Source organism: Chryseobacterium sp. JM1 (assembly GCF_000737715.1).
Classification (GTDB): Bacteria; Bacteroidota; Bacteroidia; order Flavobacteriales; family Weeksellaceae; genus Chryseobacterium.
In genome coordinates this window covers 265,275-284,789 of record NZ_JPRN01000004.1, presented here as the reverse complement: position 1 = coordinate 284,789, position 19,515 = coordinate 265,275, and the positions used below count along the sequence as shown (strand labels likewise).

General features: G+C 39.5%; 17 protein-coding genes and 3 tRNA genes. 3 read left to right on the top strand and 17 right to left on the bottom strand.

What is annotated here, in order from left to right; genetic code table 11:
- Positions 1–123 precede the first annotated feature (123 nt).
- From IW22_RS09815 to IW22_RS09780, 8 genes are all read right to left on the bottom strand, one after another.
- Positions 124–1,776 carry a serine hydrolase domain-containing protein gene (locus tag IW22_RS09815; protein WP_034726098.1) on the bottom strand — a complete coding sequence of 551 codons (1,653 nt, stop codon included), beginning with the start codon at positions 1,774–1,776 and terminating at the stop codon, positions 124–126.
- A 120-nt stretch (positions 1,777–1,896) separates the two neighbouring features.
- Positions 1,897–2,934, bottom strand: coding sequence for a helix-turn-helix domain-containing protein (locus IW22_RS09810; protein ID WP_034726097.1), 1,038 nt, complete (start codon positions 2,932–2,934; stop codon positions 1,897–1,899).
- A gap of 413 nt (positions 2,935–3,347) precedes the next feature.
- Positions 3,348–3,419: transfer RNA gene (locus IW22_RS09805), tRNA-Glu, on the bottom strand.
- Positions 3,420–3,519: 100 nt separating this feature from the next.
- Positions 3,520–3,591: transfer RNA gene (locus IW22_RS09800), tRNA-Glu, on the bottom strand.
- 10 nt (positions 3,592–3,601) lie between these two features.
- Positions 3,602–3,856: a 30S ribosomal protein S20 gene (gene rpsT, locus IW22_RS09795; protein WP_034726096.1), complete on the bottom strand. Its 255-nt coding sequence runs from the start codon at positions 3,854–3,856 to the stop codon at positions 3,602–3,604.
- A gap of 67 nt (positions 3,857–3,923) precedes the next feature.
- Positions 3,924–4,244: a hypothetical protein gene (locus IW22_RS09790; RefSeq protein ID WP_034726095.1), complete on the bottom strand. Its 321-nt coding sequence runs from the start codon at positions 4,242–4,244 to the stop codon at positions 3,924–3,926.
- Between the two features lie 11 nt (positions 4,245–4,255).
- Positions 4,256–4,330, bottom strand: a tRNA-Glu gene (locus IW22_RS09785).
- Between the two features lie 58 nt (positions 4,331–4,388).
- Positions 4,389–5,678: an N-acetylmuramoyl-L-alanine amidase gene (locus tag IW22_RS09780; protein WP_034726093.1), complete on the bottom strand. Its 1,290-nt coding sequence runs from the start codon at positions 5,676–5,678 to the stop codon at positions 4,389–4,391.
- Between the two features lie 53 nt (positions 5,679–5,731).
- Between IW22_RS09780 and IW22_RS09775 the strand changes: the two genes are divergently transcribed.
- From IW22_RS09775 to IW22_RS09765, 3 genes are all read left to right on the top strand, one after another.
- Positions 5,732–8,317 carry a putative LPS assembly protein LptD gene (locus IW22_RS09775; protein ID WP_034726090.1) on the top strand — a complete coding sequence of 862 codons (2,586 nt, stop codon included), beginning with the start codon at positions 5,732–5,734 and terminating at the stop codon, positions 8,315–8,317.
- A 142-nt stretch (positions 8,318–8,459) separates the two neighbouring features.
- On the top strand, positions 8,460–8,840 hold the full coding sequence (locus tag IW22_RS09770; RefSeq protein ID WP_034726087.1) for a RidA family protein: 381 nt from the start codon (positions 8,460–8,462) through the stop codon (positions 8,838–8,840).
- Positions 8,840–9,295 carry a hypothetical protein gene (locus tag IW22_RS09765; protein WP_034726085.1) on the top strand — a complete coding sequence of 152 codons (456 nt, stop codon included), beginning with the start codon at positions 8,840–8,842 and terminating at the stop codon, positions 9,293–9,295. The genes IW22_RS09770 and IW22_RS09765 overlap by 1 nt, the downstream gene beginning before the upstream one ends.
- 338 nt (positions 9,296–9,633) lie before the next feature.
- Here IW22_RS09765 and pcaF read toward each other — a convergent pair whose 3' ends face one another.
- From pcaF to benB, 9 genes are read right to left on the bottom strand one after another with little or no spacing between them, the layout of a single operon-like run.
- Positions 9,634–10,842 (bottom strand): 3-oxoadipyl-CoA thiolase, encoded by a 1,209-nt coding sequence (gene pcaF / locus IW22_RS09760; RefSeq protein ID WP_034726084.1) that lies wholly within the window; start codon positions 10,840–10,842, stop codon positions 9,634–9,636.
- Positions 10,843–10,894: 52 nt separating this feature from the next.
- Positions 10,895–12,241, bottom strand: a complete 1,347-nt coding sequence (locus IW22_RS23995) for a 3-oxoacid CoA-transferase (protein WP_034726083.1) — start codon at positions 12,239–12,241, stop codon at positions 10,895–10,897.
- Positions 12,242–12,243: 2 nt separating this feature from the next.
- Positions 12,244–13,023: a 3-oxoadipate enol-lactonase gene (pcaD, locus tag IW22_RS09750; RefSeq protein ID WP_034726081.1), complete on the bottom strand. Its 780-nt coding sequence runs from the start codon at positions 13,021–13,023 to the stop codon at positions 12,244–12,246.
- Positions 13,024–13,027: 4 nt separating this feature from the next.
- Positions 13,028–14,434, bottom strand: coding sequence for an MFS transporter (locus IW22_RS09745; protein WP_081873925.1), 1,407 nt, complete (start codon positions 14,432–14,434; stop codon positions 13,028–13,030).
- 18 nt (positions 14,435–14,452) lie between these two features.
- Positions 14,453–15,784: a hypothetical protein gene (locus IW22_RS09740; protein WP_034726078.1), complete on the bottom strand. Its 1,332-nt coding sequence runs from the start codon at positions 15,782–15,784 to the stop codon at positions 14,453–14,455.
- Between the two features lie 12 nt (positions 15,785–15,796).
- A complete protein-coding gene (locus tag IW22_RS09735; protein WP_034726077.1) occupies positions 15,797–16,582 on the bottom strand; it encodes a 1,6-dihydroxycyclohexa-2,4-diene-1-carboxylate dehydrogenase in 786 nt (261 codons plus the stop codon).
- Positions 16,583–16,598: 16 nt separating this feature from the next.
- Positions 16,599–17,960: an MFS transporter gene (locus tag IW22_RS09730; protein WP_051891179.1), complete on the bottom strand. Its 1,362-nt coding sequence runs from the start codon at positions 17,958–17,960 to the stop codon at positions 16,599–16,601.
- Positions 17,961–18,000: 40 nt separating this feature from the next.
- Positions 18,001–19,011 carry a benzoate 1,2-dioxygenase electron transfer component BenC gene (gene benC, locus IW22_RS09725; RefSeq protein ID WP_051891178.1) on the bottom strand — a complete coding sequence of 337 codons (1,011 nt, stop codon included), beginning with the start codon at positions 19,009–19,011 and terminating at the stop codon, positions 18,001–18,003.
- Positions 19,012–19,023: 12 nt separating this feature from the next.
- Positions 19,024–19,509, bottom strand: a complete 486-nt coding sequence (gene benB, locus IW22_RS09720; protein WP_034726074.1) for a benzoate 1,2-dioxygenase small subunit — start codon at positions 19,507–19,509, stop codon at positions 19,024–19,026.
- Between the last annotated feature and the right edge of the window lie 6 nt (positions 19,510–19,515).

Here is a 19,515-nt window from a genome sequence, read left to right as displayed (position 1 = left end):
AAAAGGATTTTATTTACCTGAAAAAGGATACGATGGATGAGTAGTTCAGCAAACCATGTCAAGGTTCAAAACCTTAACATGGTTAAACACTGAAAATAACCTCAGTAGTTAAGGAAGATAAAACTATTTTATTCTTTTAAATTCAATATTAAAAAGATTAGATCCCGATAACATAAATTCAGTGACTTCATTATTTTGGTTATACTTAAAATCTAGCTGTCCGAAATAATCGGTTGTGGAGTAGAAGCTGATAGGAGTTAACGGATGGAGTTCAATATCACCATTCAAAGGATGTTTGGCTATCAACTTATTATTTTCAACGACTAGTTGATAGGTTGTATTAAATTCTTCATTTCTGTAAAAACCAATTAATTTGTTTAAAACCAATTTATCAGATTTAGGAGGATTCAACTTTATCTTTTCTGCAGTATAGGTGAAATCAGCAATTCTAAGGGTAACCGATCCGCTATGAAAGGTTAAGCTTGCTGTAGGAATAGAGGTAATTTTAAATTTTCCGTCACCGATGATCTGAAGCGGTTCCTTACCATTTCGGTTATAGGTTCCTACAGATAGGTCTTTCCCTTCCGTAGATATTTCAAGAAAATTTCCAGGACTGAATTCATACACTCCCTCAAATTTCTTAAGCTCAGCAGGAGTATAAGTTGTTTTTTGCGGTAACGGAGGAAGTGTTTCTTGGTCTTTGAGAAAGAAATCTACCAATTGATACACAATCTGCAAACCTTCAAAGCCCTGCTTGTTGCCTAACATGACAATAGAAAACTGTTGTGAAGGAACATGTAGGATATAGGCACGATAGCCGACTGTACCACCACCATGAAATATAATGTCTAAGCCTTTATACTTTTCAGTTTGCAGACCCAATCCGTATTCTATGGTTTTGCCCGTATTGAGTACAGTATTTTTTTGCATTGTATTGTAGAGCTCATGGCTTCCCTGCACTGGATTTTGAAAATTGATAGCCCATTGACTCAAATCATTCAGCGTTGTATAAATATTGGATGAGCCATCCACCATTTGTGCAATAGGAAACTTTAGAAAAGTATTACCATTTGGGCGGTAAGATTCTGCCACATTGGGAATGATTTTATCAGGATCGTCTAATGCTATCGTATTTTTCATGTGCAAAGGATTGAAAATATATTCCTTTGCGATTTCGTTAAAATCCTTTTTATAAATTCTGTGGAGAATGTCAGCGAGGAGTGTGAAGCCTGTATTGTTATATTGGTACTTTTCTCCGGGAGAGAAGTTGATGCTTTTAATGCCCAGAAGAGTTTGTACTCCTTCTTCATTGGTCACTTTAAATTCATCTCCAAAACCCTGAAGCTTTTTTATTTCAGAAAAATTGGGTAATCCGTGGGTATGGTTGGCTAACTGACGGATCGTAATTTTATGAGGCAGATGCTTCAGTTCCGGTAAGTAAGTTCTGATATCATCATCTAAGGATAGCTTTCCTTTCTTTTCAGCTAAAAGAGTAATAAATGCGGTAAAATGTTTGGAAACGGAGGCTATATTAAACGCCGTGGAATCTGTGATCGGAGTTTTGTTTTCCAGATTAGCCAGTCCGTAGGTTTTCTTATACATTACTTTTCCGTCTTTTATAATGGCAATGGCCATTCCCGGCTCATTTTCCTGTTGATAGACATTCAGCAGAGAGTCTGTTCTTCTGATCGGATCAGTTGGTCTGGATTGGGCGGAGCATGGTCCGGAACTCAATAAAGTAAAAAGGAACAATGCCCATTGGATTGATAGCTTCATTTGATTTAATTTTTAAATGATGAAGCAAATCTGAAAATTTACAGTAAGAAAAACATCCGACTATCGGAAACCGGACTGATTTTAAAACATAAAAATAGTCCGACTTAAAATCGGACACTATTAAATGATTGATTTTCTGTAATCAGTAGGGGTTAAGTTGGTTTCCTTTTTAAACGCCGTATAAAATGACGATTTTGAGTTGAAACCCACTTCGTACAATACTTCCAGTACGGTTAGTTGCGATTGTTCCTTCAGAAGAGTTTTGGCATCATTAATTCTGAACTCATTGATAAAGTCGAAAAAATGTTTTCCGGTATGTTGGTTAATCAAAAGCGACAATTGCTTTTCGGGTAAGCTAATCTGTTCTGCTAATTTCTGCAATGTCAGTTTATCATCCAAATAGGGCTTTTCAGTTTCCATGAATTGGAGAAGACTTTTCAATTGCTCCGGTTGTTCTTTTACTTCATTATCAGATTGTACAGGAACCAGGTCTTTATTGATTCCCGCAAAGAGATTAGGCCGGTATAAAGCATTCAGCACAAACCAGGTGATCACAAATAAGACAAAAACGGAGGTAAAGGTGAATAAGTAATTATAGATAGGACTATCGTTTCCAACGAAACCTCGGATAAGAACAAAGATATTTCCTATCAGAAAAAGGACAGTGGTTTGCATCAGCCATTTATAGGTAAGATGATGATTGCTGGAATAATTTTCCTGATATAATTTTCTGAAGTTTCTCAACAAAACAAATACAGCAATGATATAAAAGTAATATTGAATGATAGAGATCACATCAAATACTTTGTAACCCTGTTCTGAAATTCCTGTAACGCTGAAGAAGCAAAAAACGAATAAAAACGGAAGCCCATGCAAAAGGTGTTTTTTCTGAAGTTTAAAATTATAATAACAGGCCGAGTTGACATATAAATAATACAGAGGCATCTGCAGCAGAACGCTGGCGAGTTTTCCTCCTTTGATTATTTTAGATTCGGGAGGCGATAGGAACAGGCCGGAAAAATCTATCACAGATGCAAGAAGAAAAGCAGCAAATAAATAATCAGGCAATTTTCTTTCAGATTTTGCAGTAATCAGAAAAACACTTAACAGTAAAAACAGAAAAACAATAATCTTACCTAAATCGTTAATGAATGCCATGTTTTTATTTTGAATGCTACAAAACTACAAATTATACTTTCTCTTCTGAGAATTAATATGCAGATCAAGCAGGCAATTACAAAACTTTGGTAGTAAAATAAATACAATCAAACCTATAATAGTCTGTTTAAAATTGACCTTAATTTTCTTAACCTCAATAAACTTTAGTTTATTTCTTAATTTAAACATTAAGGATTTAAGCAGTATGCTTATTGTTATGAATGAAGAAATCAATAAATTGATTTTTTTTTAAGTTCTTTAAGCACGCTCTTTTAAGATCTTAATGTTAAAAAGCTTGCTCCCCAGGTTTTGAAATTGATCCGATATTACCTGAAAAGCTTATCCAAGTGACTCATTAACATTAAACAACAAAAAAACTCTGATAAAAATACCAGAGTTTTTTTGTTGTTAAGTAGCCCGTAGGGGAATCGAACCCCTCTTACCAGAATGAAAATCTGAGGTCCTAACCGATAGACGAACGGGCCATCTACCAAACTGTAAATAAAATACCTACAGGGTTAGTGTTTTGTTTTTATAAGTTTCAACTCTTAGTTTAATCACCCGGTTAGTAGTGATTAAGTTTTGTAGCCCGTAGGGGAATCGAACCCCTCTTACCAGAATGAAAATCTGAGGTCCTAACCGATAGACGAACGGGCCAACTATACTATTACGCTAATTTATTAACGTGCTTTGTCAATTTGCTCTTCAAGTTAGCAGCTTTGTTCTTGTGGATGATATTTTTCTTAGCTAATCTATCCAATAAAGCGATAACTTTTGGAAGTTGCTCAGTAGCTGAAGCTTTATCTTCCTCATTTCTCAAAACTTTGATTGCTGTTCTAGCAGTTTTGTGGTAGTATCTGTTACGAACTTTTCTAACTTCGTTTTGTCTAATTCTCTTTAGTGCTGATTTATGATTTGCCATATCGTTCAAATGTGAGTGCAAAACTATAAACTTTTTTTTAATCTGCCAAATTTATTTTTAAAATTTTTCAATTTTCTTCTGACAGGTATTTTCTGAGTTTATCTATTGCTTGTTCTATTTTTAAATTCTCTTGTTCTCGTTCTAATTTCTTGATTGTGCTACTTAACATAATCATTGCGTTGTTCCATTCTCCAGTCGTGTTGGTGAAGGTAAGTCCATCAATTGTTACTTCAAAGGCGACCCTTTCTCCAGTCCTGTAAAGTCTGAAACTTATTTTATCATCCCTGCCTGTAATCCCGTCTTCATTGATTTGTAAATCGTAACTTTTTGGGTTAGAGTGGATTTTCTTAAAAAGAAGTTTAGCTTCTTGTATTTTTAAATCCGGCATGATATCAAATTTGGTAGCCTATAGGAGAATCGAACTCCTGTTGCAAGGATGAAAACCTTGAGTCCTAACCACTAGACGAATAGGCCAAATTTTGAGGTTGCAAAAGTAATGATTAACTTTTTAACTTCAAAATTATTTTTCAAATTATTTAAAAACTTTTTGAATAATCGTATTCTTGATTCCCTTGGTTTCAAGGTCTTTTTGGAGCTTTACGGCATCCTCTAAAGTGAATACTTTTCCATACGTATAATAGAAAACTCCGTTCTCTTTATTTCGTTCTACATCCTTCAGTGTCTGTAAGATAAATGAGTTTCCGTTCAGCTTTTCGCCCGTGTAAACCTCAATAGTATAGTAGCCTGAAAGCAGTTTTTGATTAGGCATAAATCCTACGGCATACGCATTTCTAAACCCTGCATCTTTTGCTGTTTTTAAATTGATGTCTTTTACGGAAGCCATGTTGGTAACCCCGTAATAATATTTGTACTGGCCGTTATCTTTTAGAGGGAGAATATAGTTTAGACCTTTTAAAGCAGGATCTCCATCATTGTATTTTACAGGTGAACTCAGCAGTAAAATTCTGAAATCATTTTTGAGAGGAGACTCTGCAGGCTTTTCAGGCTCAGGTTTTTTTACAGCCATGGATGAACCTCCTGTTTTTCGGTCAATCGCTTTCTTATAATCGATAATGGCGTTGTAGATACTTTCTGAGATTTCGTTCTGACCCTTTTCGGAGGCCAGATAGTGACTTTCTTCAGGATGGTTGATGAATCCGGTCTCTATCAGTACGGAAGGCATGGCATTCATACGGAGAACGTGAAGGTTTTTCTGGAAAACCCCTCTTGAAAATCTTTTATCTTTATTCACGAAATTATCTTCCACCAATCCGCCAAGCAGTAAACTGGACTCCAGATATTTATTTTGCTGCAGTTTCAGCGCGATAAGAGATTCCGGAGAGCTTGGGTTATAAGAACCGAAGGTCTGTCTGTCTTTTTCATCCAGAAAGATCACGTCGTTCTCTCTTTTGGCTACTTCCAGGTTTTCGTCGTTCTGATTGGGTCCCTGTACATAGGTTTCAGTTCCGTAAGCGGTAGGTCTCTGCGAAGAGTTACAGTGAATTGATACAAAAAGATCGGCCTTACTTCTGTTCGCCAGGTTGGTTCTGTCCGAAAGAGAAGGATATTCGTCAAATTTACGGGTGTATATTACTTTGAAATCTCTGTTTTTCTCCAACATTGCCCCTACTTTTAAGGTAACGGCAAGCGTAACGTCTTTTTCTGCAACCCTTCCAATGTCTGCATAAGATCGGTTCGCTCCATGGTCACTTCCCCCATGACCAGCATCTAAAACGATCGTAAACTTCTTTTGCGAAAATATTAAAGTGCTCGAAAAAATAAGGAGAAATGATAAAATTATTTTAAAATTTTGGTTGTGCATCTTACAGTTTTAAAAATTATATTAATTTTGAGCCTTAATTATATAGAACAAAATTGGCCAAAACCGTCCTCAAAAATATATTACAAATTTTAATTATCCTAATTTTTAACAATTTTTTAGCACAGAAAACACCTGAAAAATTGCCTAAAAATGTGGTTAATGATACTATTTCCAAAAAGGATACCATTGTTGTAAAAAAGGAATCTTTAGATGATATTCTCCGCACAAAAGCGGATGATCAGCGAAGAGACATCCCAAAGAAAATGACATTCCTCAACAAAAATGCCCAGGTAAAATACCAGGATATGCAGATTGATGCGGATTATATTTCTATCGACGACAATAAAAGTCTCATCTATGCCCGTGGAAAACAAGATTCTCTGGGGAAGATTATTGAGCCTGTAATTACTACTCAGGCGGGAAAAAAATACGAAACCAACGAGTTCAGCTACAATACCAAAACGAAGCAGGCTATTGCATTTAATGCGAGAACCGAAGAAAACGAAGGGGTCATCACCGCACAGAAAACAAAAAAGTATAACGATTCTGTCTTCGCGATGAGGAACGCAGATTATACGACGGATGAGTATTATATCAAGAAAAAAGATACGGCATCGGATTATTTTATGCGTGCCTCCAATATCAAGCTGATCAAGACTAAAAATAAATCACAGATCGTCACCGGACCTATCCAGATGTATATCGAAAAGGTTCCCACTCCTTTGATTTTGCCGTTTGCGATCCTTCCGTTTTCAGACAAGAGGGCTGCTGGTATCCTGATCCCGAGTTTCGGGGAAAGGGAAGATGTCGGGTTTTTCCTCAACGGGCTGGGGTATTATCAGCCGATAGGAGAACATTTCGACCTTAAGGTGCTTGCCGATATTTACACCAAAGGAAGCTGGAACATACGGCCGCAGATGAACTATCTGAAAAAATACCGGTATTCCGGGACGTTTACAGCAGACGTCGGGACCATGGTACGTGGAATCAAAGGGCTTGATGATTATACCAAAAACAGTACGTACAGAATTGCTTGGACGCACACTCAGGATTCAAAATCCAACCCTTTCCTGACTTTCAGTGCTTCCGTAGATATCGTAAGTACGAAGTTTTACAACAATAACCTGAACAATAATTATATTTTCAATCAGAACGTTCTGAACACCCAGCAGAATTCAGCGGTAACGATAACCAAAAGATTTTTGAAACTGCCGATTACGATTACAGGATCTGCATCATACGCTCAAAACTTTGCCACCGGACTGGCGGATCTTCGTCTTCCTCAGATGAACGTAGCGATCAATCAGTTTTATTTGTTTAAATCTAAAACAGGGGTAAGACAGGGACTTCTTGAGAATATTACGGTGAATACAGGTTTCAACCTGACCAACTTTGCAAGTACCCAGGAAAATGAGCTTTTTACAAAGGCGATGTGGGATAAAATGCAGACAGGTCTTAAAAATAATATTGCCTTAGGAACCAATACAACGGTAGCGAAATATTTCACATTCAGTTTAAGTGCCAATATTGACAACGCATTAACGACAAAAACCCTTAAAAGATACTACGATCCGATAAAAACGGTTGATGTAGATGAAGTTCAGAAAAATATTGCAGGATATTCTACTTTCTCTACTTCTGCCAGTCTTCAGACCACTCTTTACGGAATGCTGAAATTCAAAAAAGGAGCTGCCATTGAAGCGGTAAGACACATGATGACACCGAGTCTTAGCTTTACTTATTCACCGGATTTTTCAAGCCCCGGTTTCGGATACTATAAAAGCTATTATAATGCGGAAGGTGCTTTGACCCCTTATTCTATTTTTGATAAAGGAATTGTGGGAAGCCCGTCAAGTGGAGTAGTGGGAGCTTTAGGTTTCAATATCGGGAACAATATTGAAATGAAGGTGAAGTCTAAAAGTGACTCTACGGGAGTGAAGAAAATTAAAATCTTCGAATCCCTTAGCTTGTCAGGGAATTACAACTTTGCTGCAAAAGATCACCCGTGGTCTGTATTCAGTATCAACGGACAGTCTTCTTTCTTTAATAATAAGTTAAACGTAAACACCAGTCTTTCACTGGATCCTTATAGAATTGATTTTGCTCCGGGTGCTACCCAGGGAATAAGAACGGAAGAGTTCGGTCATTTCAGTGTACAGGGATTCAACGTACAGCTTTCTTATCCTTTGAGCAGCGAGATTTTCGGCGAGAAAACAGATTATGCTAAAAAGTATCCTGCAAAAGGAGAAGTGAGGAATGAAAATTATTATTTTGATGATGATAATTATGCCCATTTCGATCAGGCCTGGACTTTAAATATCAATGCAAACTATGCCTATTCAAAGGGAACTTCCTTACTTGGAACCAAAATTGCTTCTGTAGGTCTGGATGGTAGTATTAAGCTTACGCCTTACTGGAATATCAACGGAAGTACGCATTTTGACTTGGTGACGAAAGATCTGGCGTATACCAGAATCGGATTCTCAAGAGACCAGCGAAGTTTTACGATCAACTTTAACTGGGTGCCTTTCGGACAGTATAAAGTATATGACTTCTTTATCGGTATCAAAGCCAATATCTTAAGTGATGCACTGAAGTACAAAGACAGAAGTTTTACACAACCTAACGCACCTTTCTAATATCAGATTGACTATTGTAAATATAAATTTTATATTTGCAACCAAAATAAATTCAATGAAATCACTGTTAACGGAATCTGTTAACAAACGAATACCGTAAATAGTGATGGCATATGACTTTTGAAAAAATAAATACCCATATATGAAACAAATAATCAACACAGTTAATGCACCTGCAGCAATCGGTCCTTATTCACAAGCTAATATGGCCAACGGAATTTTATATATTTCCGGACAGATTCCTGTAGATCCTGCAACTGGTAAATTGGTAGAGGGAATTGAGAAGGAAACACATCAGGTAATGAAAAACCTTGAGGCGATCCTTACTGAAGCCGGAATGACCTTTAAAAATGTAGTAAAAGCCACCATCTTCCTTAAGAGCATGGATGATTTTGCTGTAATGAATGATATTTATGCTTCATATCTTGATGCAAACAGCTACCCGGCGCGTGAAACAGTACAGGTTTCTTGTCTGCCTAAGAATGTGGATATTGAAATTTCTATGATTGCACATCAGGATTAATGAATTTTATTAGAAATACAGTTGCGGTTCTGGTAGGCCTTGGTATAGCGGGGCTTATTATCACTCTTGGTATAAGGGTTTTTCCGCAATGGATCACTTTCGAAGCTTTTGCCCCTTTTGAGCACTGGCAGAGATTTCTTTTCAGCATGAAAAACGATAATGCGTTTTTCGGATTTCTGCTGTTTATTTCAGGGCTGGGATCTACGATTGGAGGAGTGGCTACTGCTCTTATCGTGAAGTACGCTAAGGTGGCTTATGCGATTCTTATCGGTTTCATCATGCTTTTCATTGCCATGCTGGATGTTATTATATTTCCATACCATCCTACGTTTTATAAGATTTCTATTTTCCTTACATTTTTCCCGTTCTCGTGGATCGGAGGAAAGATCGTAGAAGTCATTTATGAACGGAACAAAAAGAAAAGGATCGCTGAGAAAATGAACAAAACCAAATAAGAAACGGGCTGTCTCATCTTTGAGGCAGCCCGTTTTATCTTACAATATTACCCTGAGCTTGGGATAAGAAAATTAAGATGACAAGACCGTAAAAGGTCGGATGACAATTACTACCTTATCCTTATGAGGGCTGAACATCTTCATGCACTGGCCGGATATTCCTGAATAGCTTCCTATGATTCAATAGTAAGCGGGCTGAAGCCCGCTTAGAAGATATACGGATTGAAGAAGGCTTTAGCCAAAACTTAGATAACTTCCCTCTTCGAGCTTCTGACTTCCTTACGTAATGGTAAAACAAAAATGTCTTATCCTGAACCCTGATTAAAATGATGTTTCTATTACATTTTTTCCAGAATCACGGCGTAACCCTGTCCAACCCCGACACATAAAGTGGCTAATGCATATCTTACATCTCTTTTAGACATCTCCAAAGCTGCCGTATACGTAATTCTTGTCCCGGACATTCCCAAAGGATGCCCTAATGCAATAGCTCCTCCATTGAGGTTGATCCTTGGATCGTTATCTTTCAGTCCTAATGCTCTGATACAGGCTAACGCCTGAGCTGCAAAAGCCTCATTAAGCTCTATAATACCTATATCCTCCAGCCTGAGACCTGCTTTTTCCAATGCTTTCTGTGTTGCCGAAACCGGACCTATTCCCATAATTCTTGGTTCAACGCCCGTAACTGCGGAAGAGACAATTTTGGCTAAAGGTTTCAGACTGTATTTTTCTACTGCTTCACCTGATGCTATATAAACAGCCGCCGCACCATCATTAAGTCCGGAGGCATTTCCTGCCGTTACAGTTCCAAACTCTTTGAAGGCTGGTTTTAATCCTGCAAGACCTTCCCGTGTAGAATTCGCTTTTACAAATTCGTCTTTATCAAAGATCAATGGTTCGCCTTTCTTTTGAGGAATAACCACCGGCATAATCTCTTCTCCCAATCTTCCGTTTTGACTTGCTTCGGCGGCCTTAAGTTGAGAATTTAAAGCAAAAATATCCTGATCTTCTCTTGAAATGCAGTACATCTCAGCTAAGTTTTCCGCAGTTATTCCCATAGGATCCACGCCGTATTTTTCTTTCATTTTAGGGTTTATAAAACGCCATCCAAACGAAGAATCTTCCATTTTGAAATCTGTACCGAATCCTTTTGAAGATTTTGAAATCACAAGTGGACTTCTGCTCATATGTTCTACACCTCCCACAATAAAAATATCACCATCTCCTGCTTTAACCGCCCTGTTGGCGTGTATAACGGCAGACATTCCAGAAGAGCACAGCCTGTTCACTGTTTCTCCCGGAACTGTTACGGGAAGACCTGCAAGGAGGCTCGCCATTCGTGCTACATTTCTGTTGTCTTCACCTCCCTGATTGTGACATCCTAAAATAACATCGTCCACCGCATCTTTAGGGACCGAAGGGTTTCTTCTAACGAGTTCCTGTATAACCAGTGCGGCAAGATCATCTGCACGCACAGCTCCCAAAGTGCCGCCAAAACTGCCAATTGGAGTCCGTATACCATCTATTATATAAGCTTCTTTATTCATTTTTTATGCTCTTACAGGTTTCATATACTTTATTGTGTTTTGTTATTTTTTTTTATGATAGCTGTTCCACAAATTGCGCGCTGGTGGTAGCTCTGATATCTTCCAATTCTGCTCCCGGCATTATTTCAGTGAGGGTTATTTGCCCGTCAATAAATTCAAAGACAGCTTTATCTGTAATAACTATATCCACAGCTTTTAAAGCGGTAAGAGGGAGATCGCAGAAAGGAACCACTTTTGCATCTCCATTTTTTTCGTTATGCATCATCGTGATGATTAATTTTTTTGCACCGGAAGCCAGATCCATCGCACCGCCAACCCCTAATAAAGGCTGGCCCGGAACTGCCCAATTAGCAAGATTGGCCGCTTCATCAACCTGGAGCCCGCCCATTACCGCAACATCAATATGTTTTCCGCGAATCATAGCAAAGGAATCTGCAGAATCGAAATAAGAAGCTCCTTTTAAAGCGGTAACCGGAACTTTTCCGGCATTTACAGGATAATCCATTGCGCCACCGCCATCAGTTGGAGTAGAACCTACACCAAGCATTCCGTTTTCAGTGTGGAGAATAATTCCGTCATCCTCTGAAATCAGGTCAGCAATTAAAGTAGGAATTCCAATTCCTAAGTTAACGACATCCCCCTTTTTTAGTTCTTTTAAAGCCCTTTTTGCCATATTCAGCCGGGTTTCCGAAACTTTTTTGCTGGAAGAAACCGTTGCGGAACTTCCCAGATCTTCCAACGTCAGAGTAGCCTGAACCAGATAATCTACGTAAGATCCGGGAGTGTGAATGTTTTCAGGTGCTATTTCTCCAACCTGAACAATTTCTTCTACTTCGGCTATAACCAGATCAGCCGCCGTTGCCATGGCTCTGTTAAAATTCTGCTCGGTCATTCTATATTGCAGATTTCCTGCTGTATCGGCTTTTGCAGCTCTAATAAAAGCTACATTTCCCCGGATTCCCGGAATGAAAACCTGTTCTGTTCCGTTTAAAATTTTGGTTTCTTTGTCTCTTGCGATTTCAGTTCCAGCAGACGTAGGGGTGAAAAAACCGCCGATTCCCGCACCACCTGCTCTCAAAGCTTCTGCTAAAGTTCCCTGCGGAAGTAATTCGTATTCTACGATACCATCCTGTGCTGCTTTCACGGCTTCCGGATTGGATGTGAAAAACGAACCGATCATTTTTTTGAGCTGCCCGTTTCTTAATAACCTTCCGCCTCCAATTCCCGCTTCGCCTACGTTGTTTCCAATAAACGTTAAATTTTTAACCGTTGTTTCTGCCAAAGCATGCATCAGGTGAACTGGATTTCCGGTCATTCCGAAACCGCCCTGCAAAAGCGTATCGCCATCTTTTACAAGCTTTACCGCCTCTTCCAGAGTAATTTGTGGTACTGTTTTCATAATTAATGTTCTGAAATGAATATAATATATTTCGAAAATTCTTCAGGGTTTTCCTTATTGGAAAGATGCGCTGTCCGCATAGAAACATGACTTGATACCGGAATTTCCCGCTGTAAAAAATTACCGTCTTCTATCGTTGTAACCAGATCTTTCGTTCCACTGATGATCATTGCCGGAACTTCTAATTTGCGTAATTCTTCACGGAAATCCGCATCTCTTACCGCTGCACAGCAGGCAGTATATCCCTGAAGTGAATTTGTAGAAAAAACATGGAGTATTTCTTTTATTTTCTCAGGATATTTCTCTCTGTATTCTTCTGTGAACCAGCGTTCGGCAGTTCCATCCAGAATACTGGAAAGCCCGTGTTGCGTTACCTGTGCTATTCTTGAACTCCAGCCTTCCCGGGTTCCTATTTTAGCAGCAGTATTACAAAGAATGATTTTTGAAAAACGACTGGAATAATGAATTCCAAGATGTTGTCCGATTAATCCACCCATTGACAAACCGCAGAAAATGACTTTTTTCAGATTCAGATAATCCAAAAGTCCGATAACATCTTCTGCCAATTCTTTTACGGTAATATGATCCTGATTAATGGAACTCTTTCCGTGTCCACGCGTATCGTAGCGAAGCACATTGAAATGATGACTTAATATGTCAATATTTTCTTCCCACATACTCAGATCGCATCCCAGAGAATTGGAAAAAACAATGGTTTCTTCCTGGCCGAAATATTCATGGGAATAATGGCAGTCGAAATTTTTTAATGGTATTGTTGGCATTTTATTATTCGTTTATGGTTTTTGCAGTACCTGATACTGTCTTAAATTTTGAAAGTCTGTAAAGCAAAATTCCGACTACAGCCAAATAAGCGGCGACCATTCCCATCCCGATCTGATAGGCATTGAAACCGTTATTTAGCGAGAAAAAAAAGAGGCTTCCGATGATGCACATTCCCAACGCAGAGGAAAATTGCTGTACCGTAGAATAAACACCACCTGCCAGAGCAGAGAATTCGTAAGGAATTTTCCGCAATGCATAATTCAGAATAGAGGGCAATAAAGTACCCTGTCCTAATCCGTAAATAAACATGAAAAGAGGAATGTAGCCGGCATTTTCGGGATTCACCAATGAAAAGATCTGGCAAACGACAGAGGTAAGCATCAGCATACATCCGCCAATCAAAAGTGAAATTCCGTATTTGTTTAAATATTTAAATGCAATGATTGAGGAAAACAAGAAGCCAATCCCATTAAATGTAAAATACTGTGCAGCCGCTAGAGAAGATATATGTAATGTGTTTTTAAACTGAATGGCACACATCAGTAAATAAGAATTGTGTGCTCCAAAAAAGAAAAGCACGATGAGCAACACAAAATTGAAACTTTTGATGTTGAATAAAGTGGTATTCATCAACGGATTGGCTTCATTGTTTGTTTTCCTTTTTTGATTTCTCCAAAAAAAGTAGAATCCTATTGCAGACAGAGCGAGCAGGGTCATAATGAATGAGGTTAAACCTTCTTCCGGAATCATCGTAAGCGCATACACCAGGAAACTTAGAGAAAAGGTAAGAAGAATAACCCCTGACCAGTCGAATCTGCCTTTTTCATTGTGTCTGGTTTCTTTTAAAAAACAAGAGGCAAGCAGGATATTTAAAATTCCAAAAGGAAGATTAATCAAAAAAATCAGGCGCCAGCTTTCTTCCATCCAAGTGGTAGAAATAAAATAACCGCCTAAAAACTGGCCTAAAATGGAAGCAATGCCAAGGGTAATTCCAAACGAGCCAAATGCCTTGACCCGGTCTTTTGCAGAACGGAATTCGATTTGGATAATCGCCAGAGTCTGTGGAATCATGATGGCTGCAGAAACTCCCTGAAAAAAACGGTAAAACAGAAGCTGATCTATGGTTTGCGCCCAACCGCATAGTGCGGAAAAGAGGGTGAAAGCAAACATTCCGGTCACATATGTTTTTTTCCTTCCAAAGAAATCACCTGCTCTTCCACCTGTAATAAGGAATACGCAGTATCCTACCAGATAGGAATTAATGACCAGTTCAGTCATCCCATGGGTCGTATGATATTGCGCTTTAATTTCAGGGAGTGCCATATTCACAATGTAGACATCAACCACAGAAAGTAAAGGGGCAAAAAGTACTATAAATAAATGGAAAAATCTATTCCGGGATAAATGCATCTCTTACAATTTTATGTTTTAGAATGTAAATGTTGTCGCAAAAATGAATCTTAGGTTTTCGGCTTTTTCTACGTTGTTGGTGGCTCTTCCGTCAAAATCTCCATCGCCCCATTCTGCTACAGAATATTCTGGCTCGAAGCCGAATTTCAGTCTTTTCAGGTTGTATTCTATTCTTGGAGCAATCCGATAAATATGGTTTATGGTTCTGCTTCCTTTCCCTGCTCCGATGCCGGTGACAGCTGCCGGGAACCCATAAGCAAGAGCTGTCTGTCCATTGCCTGTAACAGGATTTCTCACACCTCCGTTCCGGCTAAATCCGGCAAAAATTCCCGGCACCCATTTTTTTCCGTTTCCTGCAATATCTATCCAATAGGCTTGAGTATTCATTGTTTTATAGGTTTCCAGACCCCCGTCGTTTGGAGTATAGCCTACATATCCTCCCAACATAATGAAGGATCCTGCATTTTGGGCAAGTGTAGCTTCAGCTTTTATAGTCACGGGATCGGTAATTACTTTGGCAAAAGCCATTGCTGTGAGACTGTTCAGCCGTTCGTTGGACGCTAAGTTTAATGTTCCTGAGCTGGTTTTCGGACGAATGTGTTCAAAATGCCCTGCCACTCCAAAAAACAGTTTATCAGATTTGTACTGTAACTGTACGTGTCCTGCCGGGATACTGCTGTTGATATAGGGTGCGGTATTGGCCGTAAAATCACGCTGGGAAAGTACAGCAAGAACCAGTTTTACTTTCTCGCTTAATTTTTGTGTTAAACGGATTTGCGGATTCCTGTTGTAGGGCATGTAGGGTGCTCCTCCGCTGAAATTAACGGTTCCCGGGAAAACATCAGGAATGGTAAGCGGATGCCAGAACTGTCCGAATCCTAATTGGGTATTTTTCCAGTCCATAGTCAGCCAGGCATGACGAAGCCGGAATTCGTTGATTCCTGTTTCTGCATTCCCGAAATAATCACCTTCCAGAACCCCTGTTAATTTGGCTCCCAAAACATTTGAAACAGATGCTCTGATCCCGGTTCTGGACAATATCGAAAGCATATGAAACTGAGACGCTGCATTGATGTCTTTTCTGTTTTGGTCGTATTTGACATCGGCCGGCCACATGATAACAGAAGCTTCACGCACATCCACCATCTGCCGGGTGTCGAACATTGCATCATGGCGGATGAATCCATAAATTTTAAATTCAGATTCACGTTCTCCCAGGATTTCCTGTACGATTGGTTTTATTTTGCGTTTTTCAAGGGAATCCACTTTGGGTTCCTGTGTATTCTGTGCACACATCGCCGTTGCAGTCAGAATTAATATTGATATATTGATTCGTTGTAATGTCTTCATATTGTTTGTTTTTTACCCTAAATCACCACCTCCAACCGGAAGCACTGTTCCTGTGATGTAGGACGACTCATCCGAAGCCAAAAAAAGAATAGCATTCACCTGTTCCTGTATGGTACCATAGCGTTTCATGAAAGTGGAATCCACGGTCTGATCGACAATCTGCTGATACCATATTTTTTCCTGATCAGATGGCTCTTTCGGGTTTCTGGGGATTTTTCTTGGAGGAGCTTCCGTTCCTCCCGTGGCCACTGCGTTTACCCTTATGTTATGAGATGCATATTCGAAAGCAAGAGAAGCTGTTATCGCATTTACGGCTCCTTTTGCCGCAGCGTAAGGAACGCGGTTGATGCTCCGGGTTGCAATGGAAGAAATATTGACGATGTTTCCCCTTCCTTTTTTTAGAAAATAGGGAAGTACAGCACGGCATCCCCAAAGCGTAGGAAATAAAGAGCGATGAATTTCTTTGATGATTTCTTCTTCTGTATAATATGCATATGGTTTTGCCCAAATAGTTCCTCCTACATTGTTGATCAGTAAATCTATTTTCCCAAAGGTTTCTTCGGCAAACTTCATTGTATCGGAACATCCTTGAAAGGTTTCGAGATCTGCTAAGAAATAAGCGGTTTTGTAACCGGATTTTTTCGCTTCTTCGAAAACTTCCTTCACCAATTCCGATCGGTCTACCAGTACTACATTTCCCCCTTCTGCTGCTGTCTGTAATGCCACGGATTTTCCGATTCCCTGTGCTGCGCCGGTCACTATAACCGTTTTATCTTTAAACCTGTTCGAACGAGTCATTTTGTTGATATTAATTTTAAGTATTCGGATGGACTGGTTGTGTCTGTAGGTTTGGATGTTCATTGCTTTGGACACTGTTTTTGAATGCGTATTTCAGACTTACGAAACAGATGGCCAGGGCCCCGATAGCTCCCGGAATGGCAAACACCAGAAAATTGTACTGGAACGGCAGATTCATGCTTATTAAATATCCACCCAATAACGGTCCTACAATTCCACCGACTCTACCGACTCCTGAGGCCCACCCGATTCCGGTTGAACGGGCATCCATGGGATAGAACTGAGCTACGTAAGTGTAAAGTAAAATCTGTGTGCCAATGGTTGTAGCTCCTGCAATGGCAATGAGTACATACAGCGCAATTGTACTTCCTTTAAAACCTAAAAGAAATAATGAAACGGCTGCAATGGAGAGGAAAATAATCAGCACTTTTCTCAAGTGAAATTTATCTCCCAGCCATCCTCCTCCTATAGCTCCAATCATGGCTCCGAAGTTCAGAGCGAGCAAAAAGGATAAGCTGGACCCTAAAGGATAGCCTGCTTTTGTCATCAGTTTAGGCAGCCAGGAATTAAGGCCGTACACCATCAGCAGACACATGAAAAATGTAATCCAAAACATGAGGGTACTAATAAGCCGACCATTGCTGAACAGCTGTCCGATATTTACCTTCGCTGTTTTACCGGGGATATAATACTGATCATCCGAATGCGGAATAAAATTGGGCTCGATCTTTTTCAGAACTTTCTGAACTTCGTCCTTTTTGTTTTTAATGACCAGAAACCCGATGGATTCCGGAATGGATTTGATGATCAAAGGAATCAGGAGAATAGGGAGTGTTCCAATGTAGAAAAGTGACTTCCATCCATAATCGGGGATTAACCAGATTCCTAAGCATGCAGCGAGGATTCCACCAACAGCATAGCCGCTGAACATTAAAGTCGTCAGTAAAGATCTTATTTTCTTGGGAGCATACTCGGTCATGAGTGCCACAGCATTGGGCATTAAGCCACCGATTCCGAATCCTGCAACAAAGCGCATGATCCCGAAGCTGGCTGGCCCTGTTGAGAAGGCAACCAGGAAGGAAAAAATGGTAAATGTAAGCATGCAGATAACGATGCATATCTTACGTCCAATCCGGTCTGAAAGGGCTCCGAAGATAAAAGCTCCGAACATCATTCCGAAAAGAGCATAGCTTCCTAGGGCTCCGGCCTGCACCGGTGTCAGGTTCCATTCTTCCATTAATACGGGAAGCACGACTCCGAATACGACTAAATCATAAACGTCAAAAACGATCATAATGAAGCACCAGAACACGAGGAGTTTGTGGAAACCATTAAATCTTGCCTGATCAATGATCTCCTGTACATTAATTGTTTTCATAATATAAGGGGTTTATGGATTGTTGAATTCCAAAGAATTCCTAACTCGTCATAGTTTCTCCGGAAGGGAGAAATTTTTCTAAATAAAAATTGGAGTGGTGTATATCATGTTCATGTAAAGACTGCTTTACTGCTTCTACCATGGCATTGGGTCCGCAGATATAGATGTCGTAATCTTCTTCGGCTAGCTCCGATTTATTGATCCATTGATTCACATATCCTTTTGCGAATGCTTTGGTCTCTTCACCCGATACACAGGTGTACATCTTCAGTGGAAAATGTTCTGAAAAAGCTTTAAGACGGTTTATTTCCACAACGTTTTCTGCCAGTGTGGCTCCATAAAATAGAGTGATAGGAAGTGTATTTCCTTTTTCTTTCATACTTTCCAGCATAGAAAGAAAGGGAGCGATTCCGGTTCCACCTGCGAAAAACAGAGTAGGGCGTACAAGATCTCTGGAATAGAAACTTCCCAAAGGTCCTTTAATTCTGAGTTTCTGGCCTGCATTGATTCCGTTTCGTAAAAAGCTGCTCATTACGCCGTCAGGAATCAATCGGATGATGAATTCTGCCAGGTTTTGTCCGGGTTTATTACTGAATGAATAGGAACGTGTATAGCCTGTACCAGGAATTTCAATATTGACGTATTGGCCGGGTAAAAAATCGATTTTTTCAAGTGTTTCCACCTGAAGTTTTACTACTTCGGAAGAGAGAAATTCCACCTGTTTTACAATTGATGAGTATGACTGAACTTCTACCTTACATGCTGCCGAACTTGCCAGAATTTCAATAACAAGATCGGTATTAGGCCTCATTTGACAGGCTAAGCCATATCCCTTTTCTGCTTCTTCGTCGGAAAGCGCATCCTCGATATAATCTCCTGGGTCATAATCTCCGGTTTTACAAAAACATTTGCAGGTCCCGCAGGCTCCGTCGGCACAATCCAAAGGAATGTTCAAACGGTGTCTGTATGCTGTTTCTGCAACAGTTTCATGAGGAAGGGAATCAATAATACGGGTTAATCCATCTTCAAAATTCAGAGTTATACTGTGCATGATTTTTTGTTTTTAAATGTGATAAACATCGATTACCTGGCGGATACAGTCGTTTTTTAGTACAATTTTTTTATCGGAAATCAGGAAGGATTCTTCTGTTTTTTTTAAAGTGTAAAAAGAGACTCCGAAATAATGATCCACGGTTTTATAGCGGTAGCTCAGGGTATTCCAGTTGAAACGGATTTTTATTTCAGTTTCATTTTCCTCCATAACCTCTACATTGGAAACATTGTGAATGGTTCTTGGTTCTGGCATAGAGGCACTGGAACGTTCTGTTTTAATCCTGAAAATACGGTCTTCCAATCCACCTTTGTTGGGGTAGAAAATAAGGGATACTTCTGAAAAAGGATCGGTTACCAGCTGATCTTCATCTGTCCAGGCTGGCATCCAGAAGCGGCATCCTTCATCATACAGTCTCAGCCACTCATCCCATTCTTTGTCATCCAGAAATCTTACTTCCGAGTATAGAAAGTTTTGTATTTTATTAATATCACTCATTGGTAT

Coding starts and splice junctions, on each gene's coding strand:
- benC (WP_051891178.1), bottom strand. CDS start 19,011: ATGCACAGTATAACTCTGAATTTTGAAGATGGATTAACCCGTATTATT.
- IW22_RS23995 (WP_034726083.1), bottom strand. CDS start 12,241: ATGAAAACAGTACCACAAATTACTCTGGAAGAGGCGGTAAAGCTTGTA.
- IW22_RS09745 (WP_081873925.1), bottom strand. CDS start 14,434: ATGCATTTATCCCGGAATAGATTTTTCCATTTATTTATAGTACTTTTT.
- pcaF (WP_034726084.1), bottom strand. CDS start 10,842: ATGAATAAAGAAGCTTATATAATAGATGGTATACGGACTCCAATTGGC.
- IW22_RS09735 (WP_034726077.1), bottom strand. CDS start 16,582: ATGACTCGTTCGAACAGGTTTAAAGATAAAACGGTTATAGTGACCGGC.
- IW22_RS09730 (WP_051891179.1), bottom strand. CDS start 17,960: ATGAAAACAATTAATGTACAGGAGATCATTGATCAGGCAAGATTTAAT.
- benB (WP_034726074.1), bottom strand. CDS start 19,509: ATGAGTGATATTAATAAAATACAAAACTTTCTATACTCGGAAGTAAGA.
- IW22_RS09770 (WP_034726087.1), top strand. CDS start 8,460: ATGAAACAAATAATCAACACAGTTAATGCACCTGCAGCAATCGGTCCT.
- IW22_RS09815 (WP_034726098.1), bottom strand. CDS start 1,776: ATGAAGCTATCAATCCAATGGGCATTGTTCCTTTTTACTTTATTGAGT.
- IW22_RS09810 (WP_034726097.1), bottom strand. CDS start 2,934: ATGGCATTCATTAACGATTTAGGTAAGATTATTGTTTTTCTGTTTTTA.
- rpsT (WP_034726096.1), bottom strand. CDS start 3,856: ATGGCAAATCATAAATCAGCACTAAAGAGAATTAGACAAAACGAAGTT.
- IW22_RS09765 (WP_034726085.1), top strand. CDS start 8,840: ATGAATTTTATTAGAAATACAGTTGCGGTTCTGGTAGGCCTTGGTATA.
- pcaD (WP_034726081.1), bottom strand. CDS start 13,023: ATGCCAACAATACCATTAAAAAATTTCGACTGCCATTATTCCCATGAA.
- IW22_RS09740 (WP_034726078.1), bottom strand. CDS start 15,784: ATGAAGACATTACAACGAATCAATATATCAATATTAATTCTGACTGCA.
- IW22_RS09780 (WP_034726093.1), bottom strand. CDS start 5,678: ATGCACAACCAAAATTTTAAAATAATTTTATCATTTCTCCTTATTTTT.
- IW22_RS09790 (WP_034726095.1), bottom strand. CDS start 4,244: ATGCCGGATTTAAAAATACAAGAAGCTAAACTTCTTTTTAAGAAAATC.